We start from the raw sequence: 13,358 nt of genomic DNA on the forward strand, positions 1-13,358 counted from the left end.
GTTCGCACGCGGAGCATCATGATGCCGTCAGGCTGGATAGTTGCGATGGCTTCGTCGAGGTCATACATAACCTTGCAGGGCCAGTTCTCCATGCCCACGGGCAGGAGGGTGGGAGGAGCAACGAGGGTGACCTCAGCACCGAGAGTGGTCATGAGGTCCACGTTGGAGCGTGCCACGCGAGAGTGGAGCACGTCGCCCACGATGATCAACTTGGCGCCCTTAAGGTCCTTGCCCTTGGGCGCGGGCTTGCCTTCGTTCTCACCAGCATCGAACCAGCGGCGGAAGGTCATGGCGTCCAGAAGAGTCTGGGTGGGGTGCTGGTGGGTGCCGTCGCCACCGTTAAGGATCGGCACGTTAATCCAGCCAGCGTAGGCGAGCAGATGTGCGGCGCCAGATGCGCTGTGACGCACCACCACGGCGTCTGCACCCATAGCCTGGAGGGTCTGGGCAGTGTCCTTGAGGGATTCACCCTTGGACAGGGAGGAACCCTTGCCCGAAAAGTTGATGACGTCAGCGCTCAAGCGCTTGGCGGCAGCTTCGAAGGACAGGCGGGTACGGGTGGAGTCCTCGAAGAACATATTGACCACAGTCTTGCCACGTAGAGTGGGCAGTTTCTTCACAGCATGCTGCTGGGTAGCGGCCATGGTTTCTGCGGTGTCGAGAAGCATGATTGCTTCGTCGTAGGAGAGGTCTTTCGCGCTCAGAAGGTGCTTCATGGTGTTTGTTCCTTAACTCAATGCTTAGTTGGCTTGGGGTGCGATGGTGACGCGGTCTTCGTCGGCACCGAGTTCGGTGAGTTCGACGTTCACGGTCTCCTTACGGGAGGTAGGAAGGTTCTTTCCTACGTAATCTGCACGGATAGGCAGTTCGCGGTGACCGCGGTCTACCAAGACGGCCAACTGCACAGAGCGAGGACGGCCAATAGCGCCAATAGCATCAAGGGCTGCACGAATGGTGCGGCCTGAGTAGAGAACATCGTCTACTAAAACAACAACGCGTCCCTCGAGGCCGCCGTCAGGAATGACTGTGGGCTGAGGAACGCGAATGGGGCCACGTCCAAGATCATCACGGTACATCGTGATATCCAGGGTGCCAGTGGGAACATTTACCGGCTTATCAATAGTGGGATCTTCTTGCTGCGCAATAAGGAGAAGATCAGCCAAACGCTGAGCAAGCGGTGCTCCTGCGCTGGGGATGCCCAGAAGGACAATGTCCTGGGCCCCTTCATTACGCTCGAGAATCTCATGAGCAATTCGAACGAGGGAACGCGTCATCTCGGCTGCTCCAAGAATCTGCTTTCCACCTGTCACAGAATGGGCCACTTCGGGCCTCCTTCCCCGCCTCTCTGGACGGACTTAAAGGATCAAGTGGTTTCACTATAGAACGCTTCACCCGCGCCACGCCTATCAACCACGGCCCACAAAACAATTTGTAGCCGCTCTCACATCGTGAGTGATCTGAGCCGGGAGATACAAGGAGATGACGCTCGAGTAAGAAACAGAAAAACCGCCGCGTTGTGCGACGGTTTTCTTTCACTGTTGGCTGGCGGGATTTGACCCCGCGACCCCCTATAGCTACCTCTGAAAAATCAGGTTTCTCTTCGGCCACGAGTAGTTGGAGGTCTACGAGATCGTGCGCTCGATCACTTCCTGGACTAGAGACCGCATGAAGTTTCTGTGCAATTTGGTGATCAGTTCTCATAACAGGAACTGGGTGAGGTTTTTCTAACCCGAGTTCGATAAAGAGACCTGCCAATTCATGTGACATTCGATATTCTGGTTTATCGGCATCGCCTATTTCATTGTGGTCAAGTTCGAAGATCACTGTGCACCATGATTTACCTTAGTAAGCGAGTTTGACCTCAAAAGGCTGCATGACATATACGGCTGGAACCGCAGGTGGTTTAGGTGCCGGTTTTTGGATGAGTCGTCCGGTAAAATCAGCCCATCCAGAGGCTAGTGACTCTTCAAAATCATTGCGAAACTTTTCCAAGGATTGAACTCGCGCCGTCTCAAGATCGCGGGTGAATCTTGTGCTGCGACCGTAGCGTAGAGCCGTAGCGCTGCCACCCTCGATAGCACCTTCGGGGAGCATTTGGCTAACCACGAGCAATGCCATCGCATTACGACGACGTTGGACTTAACCATTAGAGCCTTCTAAATTCCGAATACGCTGTTCTAGTGAACGCACATTTGGAGGTATGCTTTCATATTTCACGAACGTAGTTCTTTCTGAACATATTGATATTCGGCTGCGGTGACGAGACCCTGTTTTCTTGCAGTTTTGAGAGCATCATGCAAGCGTGAGGTTTCAATTCGTCCCCGACACGCAAGAATTGCGTCAGCAACTGGTTGGGCTGCTAATCCCTCGTAGAAGGTGTTTCGTGGCTTGGCTTTCATACGAACGATTTCCATGAATGGCGGTGTTTTCGCACGCAGACGACGAGGAGTGGCAACATGAATTTTATGAAGGTTCACATCTGCTAAACCAATACAGAGCCAAGACAGATTCTCCATACAAGCATGCCCCGTCACCTGCGCGTAGTAGTGCTTCAGCAAATTGATCATACTGAGTGGGGAGAATATCAGTGACGCGATAAATTCCGTAAGCGACATTTTCCAATCCGCCTCGGGCTGTCAACTTTGGGAACTCAATGGCTGGAACCCCCACAACTATAGCGTCCTTCGTCGATACGTAACTATACTGATCGAGCGCGATTTCGCGTAAAACATCTCGATATTTAATGTTCGGTTCTATGTCACAATTATACCAAAACGGTATAATTGTGACATCTAGTAGTAGATAGTCTCATGCAAAGTTGATTCGTCGCGGGCTTTTGTTCTCCAAACTACGATATTGTGCTGTGCTTCTTAAAATTCTTGTAGGTTACTATGCCGTTCGGCGAGGACTTAACTATTGACATTTTAGAAAAGATGCTAACGGTGGATTAATTCACAAAGACTTTTGAATTAACAAATGTCGGTATTAGTTGCAGGTTTCTTGCTCATTTGTGTAAATTCTGAACAAGGAGAATACGGGTAACAGTACCGATGATGCGATTAGCGGCATATAAAGTGAAACTCCAAAGCGCGGAATAATGGCCGCTGCGATAGAAGCGGAAATCGTGGCCGCTAGCGTAAATGCAGTGGAACTGACAGCATCAACTCGAGCTAGTTTCGAATCATCAGTTCGGCATTGTTCAAGCGATCCTGCATAAATAAAAAGCCCTGTCCAGAAGAAATCAAGCATAAATAGCAGGACAGGCACTAACATAATGATATGCATAAACGGGAAAAGGCCAATAATCAGACCAACGCCGCACAAGGAAATGATTAAAACTTTTTTAAATTCTGAAAGTGGAAAAATTTTTTCTAAAGTTAGTGATGCTAAAATTCCACCAACTCCACTAGCGGCCATGAAAACGCCAGTAAGCACAGAACTTAGCCCTAAGCCATTTTTTAGATACGTAATAATGCCGAAGACATAACTAGTGGTGGTGAAACCTAATATGAATTGAACGAGGATCATGGATCCTAGAACGCGATCGCTGATAATGAAAGCGAAACCATCTTTAAGATCTAAAACTAATTGTCTGACAATATTGATCTCAATATTCTGTTTTTCATTTTTCGGTAAGTCTACCGATGGAAGTAAAATATATAGAAATCCGTTAATAGCTGAAAGACATGCTGGCACAAGCATAGTTAATGGGCCACCAAGAAATGATGTTAAGGCCCCAGCGACGGTTGGCCCACCTATCGCACTAACCCCCTCTACAGTCTCAACACGCGAATTATAATGAAGCATTGATTCCCGACCGAGCATTTGAGGTATGTATCCAGCAGATGCAGATATACCCAATTGGCTCACAGCACCTCGTAACATTCCTAAACCCACAATCAACGGAAAAGAGGCGAAGTGATTAAACAGCAGAATGACTAGAAGGAGTAAACTGAACGCTTCAATGGCATATGCAGTGATAACGAGAGGTTTACGAGGAAGTCGATCTGCTACTGCGCTCAATGGAACAGATAAAAGTAATTGTGTTAGCGATGTTGCAGCGGTTAATGTGGCTGCCAAACTTACCGAACCAGTTTGGACGAGAAAAGCTAGAGGTAAAGCCACTGATGCAATTGAGTCAGAGAATATATTAAGGAAAGTGGCTGTATATAAACGTAGGTATATTGATCGCATGAATGTTACTTCTGAGTTTGAATTAGAAACATTTGCCCCGCAGCTCGGAGTCGAGAAGAACACGTTGGTTTATCTTGTGAAGATAACTGAGCAACAAGTTCTTTATATACGTCGTAATGGTATCTAATTCCCGGAGTTTGAATATTATCAGAAATAAGAACCTCGTTGCGACATTTTAATATCAATTGATCTAATGGTGCGGAACTTCTATGCTCTAGTTTCTCAGTTTCAATGAGATGCAAGCGCAGCACGCATGTCTGAGTCATGCAGTTCAACTGCTGGCATGAGATAGGCGCACTTGTTTCATCAATGAATGAAAGTCGTCGTCAGACGTGGTCCGCTCAACGCCTTCATTGGCGTATGCCTCCTGTATCGTGCTACCCAGTTCTTGCTTACGCTCAGCTTGTTCGCTGTTGTTATCCATGGGGAACCTTCTTACTTTTGGCTGAACTTCTGCCTTATCTATAGTTGGAAAAGTGTCACAAGAATTTGCTTACCCCCCCCCCACTAGATCGATACCTAGCGGGGGTAATGCTGCCACTCACAGTGAGATGGGGAGATGTTCCTCTATTGCTAGAGGTTATTGGATCTCAGGTGTAACCCGAGGGGCACAGTCAAATGCGACGGAGAACAAAAATATTGAAGGTTTGGTGGTCAGAAAAATTCTGCAAGCGCAGCGCACATCTCTGAGTCGCAGGGAAGAGCCGTGTGTCGAATTCACAGTTCGCTCTCGTAATTCTATTCATCTTTAAGGACTGTTGGATTTCTGGAAGTTCGCGACGAATTACCCTAATCCCAAATTAGTGTGCTAACGTATTAATGGTCTAAGAGGTTGGAAACCTTGTGCGTGTAGATGAAAGAACTGTTGGAGTAGGCGATGCACTTAAGATTGCAGTGTCTTGGGCTGTTTTACACAACCTGAACATCAATTACGAGATTGTTTGTGCATCTGAGGCAACCAGATCGATCACAGTTTCTTCCGCCTTGGTGGATTCTGAAGGAAAGAGACTATCTCAGGCATCAGGAAAAGGATACGGTGATGCCTCAATTGCCTCCGCGGTTTTTGAGGCTATTGAACATGCGGCAATTTCACAAAAACTTCCAGGGCAAAAACCCGACAATCACGACTATGTTTTTGTCGATAATGATGAAAATCGAATTGTTAGACCTTGGATACGCGCTAGTTAAACAATTATCGAACGGTACAACACAGCCACTAACAGTTTTCTATGAACTTAATGATGACTCCTCGTTAAATCTGGATAAACTTGTTTTGTATCCCCGTATTACTTGTGATGTGAGTACGGAACTATCCTCCGATATGGGGAATCTATTGGCGCTTAGTGGCTATGTCACAAACACAGGCACTGCATCTGGTGCGTGCTGGTCAGATACGACACTTCATGCGATTAATGAAGTCATTGAACGTGATGACGAAAGTCAATTTCTTCTTGATATGAATATGGGGAGAAAATCTTGGAAGATTTTCTTACCCGAAGAAGGAACCGATGAACGTCAGTTATTCGATGAATTGACAGTAGGAAAAGGGAAAAACGGAGTTCTTTTTTACTCGCGTCTGAAGCATCTTTCGTGGTGTGCGCGGCATCAGAGAGAGCCTAATGGAGAAGCTGAGTTGGGCTTTGGGTGCTCTTCTTCGTTGAAAACTGCGATTCAAAGGGCTACTACCGAATTACAGCAAATCCACTATCCTATTAGCATCGGGTCAGCCTGGGCGGACAATGGCGCTGATTTTCCGGATAACTTAGAGAAGTATCCAAATATGGCAAAGTTGGCATCAAGATTCTTCGATATATCTCCGCGAACTGAAGCATCTATTATCTCTATTGAAGACTCAATAGAAATAAGTTCCGTTAAGCAATTACGAGATCGTGGGTATTCGCCAATGGCTAGGTGCATTTGGCGCGACGACATTGCCGCAGGGAGTGTTGTTGTATCCCATGTTGTAGTTCTAGGTCTTGAAACTTTGAATAATCTCATTTTCAATCAACCAATTCTTCTTTTAGGAAGATTGCGAAATGAAGAAAATATCCGGTTTTTACTTGAGGAATAGAATGACTTCTTTATCTTTGAAAAAAAAGAATCAACTTATTCGCGTAAGAAGGTTGATGATTGCTGGTCTTATTGCCAGTGCTTTTGGTAATTCAGTTGTCGAAGCAGGTTTTGATGCAACGACTGCCGCCGGACTTGTTGCAGTGGGTTTCCTTGTTGCAATTAAGACGCTTGAACAAATTGCTGTGTTTTTCTTTCCACTGTACGCACGAGTGGTTTCACGCTACAGCCCGGACAGTGCATTGATCGGAGTGGATTTAGCCGAAACTCTATTGAGTTTTGTTGCTGTGATTCTAATCGTTACTAACACTCTTCCGTCAGCAATTGTCTTAACTCTATTCGTGCTAGTTGATTCTCTCTTAGCACCAATAAGTGACATCGCCGATGAGTTCTATGGGGCTGTTCTTGCTGACGTAGATGAAGATATTGCTCTTGGGTTCAACGCATTTTTATATTCCGCCGTTGCAACTTTGGGTTTCGTGGTTGGTGGACCTTTAGGTTCATATTTCGCGTCAATGTCAATCGTGACTCTTTTAGTAGCAAACATATTTCTGTCATTAGGTGGTGCAGCATTTCGGCTATACGCACGTCATGAGTGGGCAGCACCTCCCTTGGAAGAGTCAGATGATGAAGACTGGCAAGCTACGGGCGAGTCTATGCCTGTCGCACGGTTTTTTAAGGATCTTTTTCTCTCTGGACCCGCTTCCCCCTTATTGTCATTGTTAATCAGAGTAGCTTCAGCATTGACTGGCGAATTATTCCTTTTATGGGCTGCTCGTACCATTGGTGACTCTAACTTTGTCTCATCTGCATATTCTGGGATGGGTGTAGTATTAGTCGTTTTTGGTGTTGCCGCTGCTGTCGGTCCGCTACTAGCGTCATGGGTTAAAAAGAAAACAAATGTTGAGTTTGTCCTTCGATTGACGGCTTTTGGCGCAGCCGCACTGATCATGTCTTTTGTTGCATATACTCATTTTGCTACTATCAACTCGTTTGCCATTTTGTCATTTATTTTTATCATCGTTGTACTTAACCGTATTCGAGTTGTCGTACTTGAGACTTATCGACAAGTAGTATTTAAAGGTAAGCAATTTGCTCGAATCATGAGTTGGTCATATTCGTTTGGAGCAGTGGGCACTCTAATTGGTTTACAAGTTGGATATTTCACTGATTTGGCATTTAATCCAACAGTTTCTTTGCTCATTGCAGTTGGTCTTTGGACTGTTATTGGATTAGTTGTAACAATCCCGAACTCTTTTTATTCTAGGTCTGAAACCTCACTGAAGGAATGAAGGCGTAAGTTTCTTATTTGTCTCAATTTTTTGTTAAGAGGTGTAATAATGGGTAACACGAAGTCTATGAGCAAGACCAAAAAGTTCATGGATGATTTAGACGCAGTTCCTTCCTCAGCAGTCGATTCTCTGCTGTCTCAGGTTTCTGAAGTCACCATCACTTCCGCTAAGTGACATCTCCACTAGAGGTGAGAGCACGGGCCGTCTCTTCGACGGCCCGTGCTCTCGTGTTTACAACGCATTTATTTATTACAGTTTTACTAAAAAGTTTCAACTATTTAAATACATTCCCCATATACTTCAGAGTCGTTTATTATGTCTACATATATAAGAATGTGCATTTTTAGTGCGATCAATTTTCTCGTTGTTATTTCTTGCGAGAAAGTCTTATTAATATTGCGCTGACACCTGCCTTAATTATGATCGGGAAAAGTTTTGAGAGTAAACATTTTCTGCAGCCGACCAAATATCTAAGAATTTGCTTACCCCCACTAGGTCGATGCCTAGCGGGGGTAATGCTCCCACCCACAGTGAGATGGGGAATGTCCCTCTATTGCTAGAGGTTGTTGGATCTCAGGTGTAACCCGAGGGGCTACAGAGCTGAAATCCAACCGCGCTGGTGGTGAACATATCCGGCCATGGTGTAACCCGAGGGGCTACAGAGCTGAAATCCAACAGCACGGGCACGAGGTCATCGATCACGGGGTGTAACCCGAGGGGCTACAGAGCTGAAATCCAACAATCACACACTCTATATTTTTTGCCCGGGGTGTAACCCGAGGGGCTACAGAGCTGAAATCCAACAATCTGTGCGGCAATAAGCGATGGTGTAGGTGTAACCCGAGGGGCTACAGACCTAAAATCCAACAGCCAGAGCCAAGTCTGTCACTGACGGGCAACGCACGATAGTTGTCTCGCTCTTATCATAGGGGTTTTCAAGAACCAGTTTGCCGCTATTGCATGCGCGCACGATCCATGTCCGTCCATTGACTTGTGCCTTTGAACCGAGTTGGAGCGCGCCAATGCGCTTAGCGTCGCCAGAATGAATGGCCAGAGCGTCTTTTGTGGATAACTGGCGCATGGTCATAGATGACTTGGGCAACTTCGCATAGAACAGCGAACCCTTTTTGCCAGCAAGATCGCTGGTGAACACGCGCTGGAAAATGTAGCGGTCCTTGTGCTTGAAAATGCGCACATGGTGCACGCCTGCACCAATGAGTGCCCATCCCCCGCGCACGGCCACACATGCGCTCGATGAACCAAACAGATCAAGTGTGCCGTCACTGTGTAGGCCAGCAACAGGCTTTTTTGCTCGACGGTTAGCATCAGCAGGCAAGCCACGCGTGGGCGAGTATGAGGCAAACGAGGTCAAGAAATCATAGAGCTGCGGTGTTGCAGCGCGCTTAATGTCGCTGGCAGAAAGTTTGTCAGTCAGTTTGAGACTACGGTCAAAAGGCTTGATTGTGTCTTCATGAACGCTGCCTGAGTACAACTTTTTGCGAACCGGCGTGCGTACATCAATCGAGCCGATGTTTTCATCAATCAGCGTGATCATGTGAGCACTACGCTCCTTGAACGATTCGATTGCTTGAAGTTGTTTTTTGCTCAACTTCATCTGGCCAATGTCGGTGTTACGTGAGTTGATATACCATTTGAGTTGGGTGGAAAACACGCGAGCAATGTCGTCGTTCATGAGCGTAAAAATTATGGCATCAAGTGCGTGGTGACGGTTGTCTCCGCGCTGCTTTCCTGGACCACCATGAAGCCAATTCTTCTCTGAGAAACCACCTTCGATCCATGCGGCGTGAGTGAGCGCACCACTGTATGCAACCACTTCAGTATCCGGCAGATAGTCCATGAGACGGGTTTTCATCTCAACTGCCATCCGTGCAACCGGAGCCATTTGGCGGCTATCAACCTCAGCATACGAGGTCAGCGAGAGCCGACGAATAACACCGCTACGCACTGCAATGAACGAATCAAAAGTTTCAACGCTCTTATCGTACTTCCACTTTTTCGCCCGTTTGATAGCAGCCTTGACGCTCACACCTTTGCGATCAGTGGTTTTGGCCCACACAGCGAAAGGAGTGTTGCTCTTTTCTTGGTTGCATGGGGCGCACACGGCCACCAGGTTTTCTTCCACAGAGTTTGATGCGTCAGAAGCCTGGGGAATGATGTGGTCGCGCTGGCAGGAGTGAAAGTCAATGAACGCGCCACAGTAGACACACTCATTCTTTTGACGCTTGACTGCCTCCCACCGTTTCATTGCACGCACAGAAGGCTGCTGACCAGTTTCCGCTGTGAAGCGCTCATGGTTGTTCTGACGGATCTGGAAGCGCCGGTTGGCCTTGCTTGCCTTCTCTTGCGCTTTCGCAACAGAGGTGAACGAGTCTTTGACGCTTTCAATAACCACCTTGCTTGGCTGACCGTAGGTGTCTGTGCAGTGGTCAACGAAAGACTGGACATAAGACAATACGCGGTCTACAGCCAGGTTGCCGGTCTTTTCATCTAACCGGCTGGGGCGCGGCTTCCACGTGGGATCTACGCCAAAGAAACGGTAGAGAGTGTAGGGCAAAGTGTAGCCACTCATTAGACCCTCGTTAATGAGGTTGAGCGAGTCCGCACTGTATGGACTGCGACCAATCTCAAAGCGCAACGAATCTAATGAAGAAAGTTCGCTGTCGTCTAAACGGCTAAGAAAATCTTCGGCCAGGTCACTGCTGCGCTGATCAATGAGCAAATCAACAACCGCTTCAAGAACGTCTTCATCTTGTCCAGCGAAAATGCTGTCATTGCGACGCAGTTCTTTGAACGTGGTGTTGAACGGAGGGCGAGAAAAACCGCGCTTGAAAGAGTAGCCGGTCAAGGATTCGTTCTCGCCTAGCCCAATGACGGCTTCAACGTCAGACCATGAGACGTTCTCATCAGCCTCGTAGAAAAGAAAGTCAGACACGTTCTCAATCTCATCGAGAGTCAAAGAACGCTCGTCGTGAGCGTCTTTCACTTTCAGGTTGCTTAACGTGTGCAGGATACGAAACTCCTGGAAAGCCAAACTTGCCTTGCTTGCACGGGGCTTATCGGTCATTCCGGGCAGTTGATCGTAGCCGACGTTTTCAACATGAGAGCCACGTGGACTCTTTTGGAAGAACACAGCCTGCACAATCTCACGTGCACTGTCTTGATCAAAGTGTTGTGTGGCAAAGATTGTGTTCAACTCTGCCAGGTTGTCGCTTTGACGCATGGAGTTGAACGGCACATTCTGGCAGTTGCGGCTTCCACGAATGCCGCCGTTTTGTGCAGCATACTGGCTGATTGAACGGTAGATGGTGTCAGCAAGCGCCGTAGAGACGGGTGTCTGTGCAAGCGGATCAATGGACTGCACATTCTGATATGAGTTGCGCCAGCCACGGTGGCGCGCCATGTGACGAACAACGGCGCGGATCTTTCCTAGACGCTCTGTGTCGTTGTCAATGTAGCGTTCCATGAGTTGTGCACGAACAGACCAGAACTGGTCTCCTGGAATATCGGTTTCAGGCAAACCCAGGCGGTCAAGAAGATTATCTAGTGCCTTGAGACGTTGCTTACGAGTCTTTTTAGCGTTACGCGCACGGCGTGCCAGGCCGTTGTTGTGGCGGCGGCTGACCTTTGTTTTTTCATCGCGCGGTGACACTCCCCCGTCGTGGAGTTGAGTGTAAGCTTCCAAAATGTTGACAGGCTTACCGTCTGCGTACTGGACTGCTGAAAAGCCCAGTGATCGGATTCCTGCGTCAATGCCGATTACGTATTCCACGGTGGTTGTCCTCTCTGAAGTAACTGACAATTCACTCATGGTCGGAGTGTGTTGGCCGATGAATATTATTGAAACATGCAGCAAAAGCGCTCCAAGAATTTGCTTACCCCCACTAGGTCGATGCCTAGCGGGGGTAATGCTCCCACCCACAGTGAGATGGGGAATGTCCCTCTATTGCTAGAGGTTATTGGATCTCAGGTGTAACCCGAGGGGCTACAGACCTGAAATCCAACGCACGTGTCCACTGTTAGCAGTGTTCACGGTGTAACCCGAGGGGCTACAGACCTGAAATCCAACTGACGTTGAACGTGCCGCGCTATGGCCTGGTGTAACCCGAGGGGCTACAGACCTGAAATCCAACTCCGTTCTACCTGGTGGGCCTGCCACCTGGTGTAACCCGAGGGGCTACAGACCTGAAATCCAACCTATCCGGTGTTATTTACACGCCGGAGGGGTGTAACCCGAGGGGCTACAGATCTGAAATCCAACTCCCTCACTTGAGCCTCCTGACGGTGATGGTGTAACCCGAGGGGCTACAGATCTGAAATCCAACTGGACTTCATCGACGAACTTGGCAAGGCGGTGTAACCCGAGGGGCTACAGACCTGAAATCCAACACCAGTCTGATTCGCCCTGGGTTTTGTTCCGTCATTGGGTCGCTAACACCCGGGCGGTGTCATCGGCATAATACTCCTCTTCCACCTCCTGGGGTGTACATAAACCAAGTTCACCGTGAAGACGCTTAGTGTTCCACCAATGAACCCAGCTCATCGTCTCATACTCCACCTCAAAAGCACTGTTCCACTACCGCGAATAAATCAACTCGGTCTTGTATAGGCCATTGACACTCTCAGCCATGGCGTTATCGTAAGAATCACCTGTTGTCCCAACAGAAAGTTTGATTCCCTGCTGTCGCAGATGCTCAGTGTAGAGATGGGATACGTACTGGCTGCCACGATCACTGTGATGCACCAACTGGCTCATGTCCCCAGTAGCACACGCTAAGGCATGATTAAGCGCCTCTAGAGGCAAAGCCTCTGTTTTCATGGAGGTACGCACAGCCCACCCCACGATTTTGCGACTAAACACGTCCGTGACGAAAGCCGTGTACACAAACCCCGTGCGTACACGCACATAGGTAATGTCAGCCACCCACAACTGGTTAGGGCCATCAGCACGGAACTGACGCTTGACTAGATCCGGGCGATCATCCTTGCCGCCGCGAGAGAGGGTGGTTTTCACGCCCCGACCACGGATCACCCCACGAATACCAGCGATCTTCATCAAACGCGCCACCTGGTCACTTCCCAGGTGCCAGCCTTCACGACGTAGGGCTTGGGTAAGTTTGACCGCGCCGTAGACGCTGTAGTTGTCCTCATGCACCTGCTTGATCATCACGAATAGTGCGGGCGCTACGCGGCCTGGTCTTGGCGTACCGGTAAGCACGCGAGGTGATGAACCTGCCTTTGAGGTGTTCACGTAGTGTCCGGCAAATCAACTCGACCCCGTAACGATCCTTGTGTTCATCGATAAAGCGGATCATCGCGGGCCGGGACGGGAGAGTTCTGCTAGGAAAAAAGCCGATGCCGCTTTCAAAATCTCGTTGGCTCGCTGCATTTCAGACAGTTTGGCACGTAGTTCCTTCACTTCGACAGCCAACTCGTAACAGCTCATCTCTTTGGTGGGCTGATGTGTTGCTCTGGATGCTTTGAGCTAGTTACGCAGCGTGTGGGGGTGAAACCCCAATCTGGGGGGGGCCTCCCTACAGGCAGCATCGATGCTGCATTTTTCTTTGCTGATGCCTTCCACAGCCAGACGCACTGCCTTAGCTCGCATATCAGGCGTGTATTTGCTGGTTATGTTCAGATCCTCTCAGGTCATGGATCGGAACAAAACCCAGGGCGAATCAGATCCCCTTGAACCCGAGTTGGTTGAACGTGGTGATTTGTCCAACGCCAGACTGTGCCTTGTCGCTGTTTGTTAGCCCGAGTGTGTCACGGGCTAAATCACGC

At 48.6% G+C, this 13,358-nt stretch carries 11 protein-coding genes and 1 pseudogene; 4 read left to right on the top strand and 8 right to left on the bottom strand.

Annotated features, from left to right (window positions below):
- The 6 genes from A9753_RS04700 to A9753_RS09770 form a co-directional block, all read right to left on the bottom strand.
- Nucleotides 1-716: aspartate carbamoyltransferase catalytic subunit (locus A9753_RS04700; protein ID WP_245637365.1), on the bottom strand; the 716-nt coding region annotated here is incomplete at its 3' end.
- Nucleotides 717-740: 24 nt separating this feature from the next.
- Complete coding sequence (pyrR, locus tag A9753_RS04705) at nt 741-1,274, bottom strand: bifunctional pyr operon transcriptional regulator/uracil phosphoribosyltransferase PyrR (protein ID WP_245637370.1); 534 nt, start codon at nt 1,272-1,274, stop codon at nt 741-743.
- A gap of 568 nt (nt 1,275-1,842) precedes the next feature.
- Nucleotides 1,843-2,118: a hypothetical protein gene (locus A9753_RS04710; RefSeq protein WP_067781034.1), complete on the bottom strand. Its 276-nt coding sequence runs from the start codon at nt 2,116-2,118 to the stop codon at nt 1,843-1,845.
- A 95-nt stretch (nt 2,119-2,213) separates the two neighbouring features.
- Entirely contained in the window at nt 2,214-2,516 is a 303-nt protein-coding gene (locus tag A9753_RS09935) for a hypothetical protein (RefSeq protein WP_067781037.1), read from the bottom strand.
- A gap of 469 nt (nt 2,517-2,985) precedes the next feature.
- Nucleotides 2,986-4,194 (bottom strand): MFS transporter, encoded by a 1,209-nt coding sequence (locus tag A9753_RS04720; RefSeq protein ID WP_083090311.1) that lies wholly within the window; start codon nt 4,192-4,194, stop codon nt 2,986-2,988.
- A gap of 271 nt (nt 4,195-4,465) precedes the next feature.
- Complete coding sequence (locus A9753_RS09770) at nt 4,466-4,618, bottom strand: hypothetical protein (RefSeq protein ID WP_176702731.1); 153 nt, start codon at nt 4,616-4,618, stop codon at nt 4,466-4,468.
- 419 nt (nt 4,619-5,037) lie between these two features.
- On the opposite strand from A9753_RS09770, the gene A9753_RS09775 reads away from it, so the two are divergent.
- The 4 genes from A9753_RS09775 to A9753_RS10110 are packed head-to-tail and all read left to right on the top strand — an operon-like array spanning nt 5,038 to nt 7,730.
- The gene (locus A9753_RS09775; protein WP_176702732.1) at nt 5,038-5,382 is read left to right on the top strand and encodes a hypothetical protein; all 345 of its coding nucleotides are present in this window, start codon (nt 5,038-5,040) and stop codon (nt 5,380-5,382) included.
- Entirely contained in the window at nt 5,339-6,265 is a 927-nt protein-coding gene (locus tag A9753_RS04730; protein WP_176702733.1) for a YcaO-like family protein, read from the top strand. Before A9753_RS09775 ends, A9753_RS04730 begins: the two co-directional genes overlap by 44 nt.
- Nucleotide 6,266: 1 nt before the next feature.
- Entirely contained in the window at nt 6,267-7,556 is a 1,290-nt protein-coding gene (locus A9753_RS04735; protein WP_067781049.1) for an MFS transporter, read from the top strand.
- Nucleotides 7,557-7,604: 48 nt separating this feature from the next.
- A complete protein-coding gene (locus A9753_RS10110) occupies nt 7,605-7,730 on the top strand; it encodes a hypothetical protein (RefSeq protein ID WP_281180962.1) in 126 nt (41 codons plus the stop codon).
- A 682-nt stretch (nt 7,731-8,412) separates the two neighbouring features.
- On the opposite strand, the gene cas9 is transcribed toward A9753_RS10110, so the two are convergent.
- The gene (gene cas9, locus A9753_RS10170) at nt 8,413-11,346 is read right to left on the bottom strand and encodes a type II CRISPR RNA-guided endonuclease Cas9 (protein ID WP_067781052.1); all 2,934 of its coding nucleotides are present in this window, start codon (nt 11,344-11,346) and stop codon (nt 8,413-8,415) included.
- 648 nt (nt 11,347-11,994) lie between these two features.
- Nucleotides 11,995-13,206: pseudogene (locus tag A9753_RS09620) on the bottom strand (IS3 family transposase).
- Nucleotides 13,207-13,358 lie beyond the last annotated feature (152 nt).

The sequence above is a fragment of the Actinomyces vulturis genome (genome assembly GCF_001687305.1).
Classification (GTDB): domain Bacteria; phylum Actinomycetota; class Actinomycetes; order Actinomycetales; family Actinomycetaceae; genus Actinomyces; species Actinomyces vulturis.

Coding starts and splice junctions, on each gene's coding strand:
- A9753_RS04730 (WP_176702733.1), top strand. CDS start 5,339: ATGATGAAAATCGAATTGTTAGACCTTGGATACGCGCTAGTTAAACAA.
- A9753_RS04720 (WP_083090311.1), bottom strand. CDS start 4,194: ATGCGATCAATATACCTACGTTTATATACAGCCACTTTCCTTAATATA.
- A9753_RS04735 (WP_067781049.1), top strand. CDS start 6,267: ATGACTTCTTTATCTTTGAAAAAAAAGAATCAACTTATTCGCGTAAGA.
- A9753_RS09770 (WP_176702731.1), bottom strand. CDS start 4,618: ATGGATAACAACAGCGAACAAGCTGAGCGTAAGCAAGAACTGGGTAGC.
- A9753_RS04710 (WP_067781034.1), bottom strand. CDS start 2,118: ATGGCATTGCTCGTGGTTAGCCAAATGCTCCCCGAAGGTGCTATCGAG.
- A9753_RS09935 (WP_067781037.1), bottom strand. CDS start 2,516: ATGGAGAATCTGTCTTGGCTCTGTATTGGTTTAGCAGATGTGAACCTT.
- A9753_RS10110 (WP_281180962.1), top strand. CDS start 7,605: ATGGGTAACACGAAGTCTATGAGCAAGACCAAAAAGTTCATGGATGAT.
- pyrR (WP_245637370.1), bottom strand. CDS start 1,274: ATGACGCGTTCCCTCGTTCGAATTGCTCATGAGATTCTCGAGCGTAAT.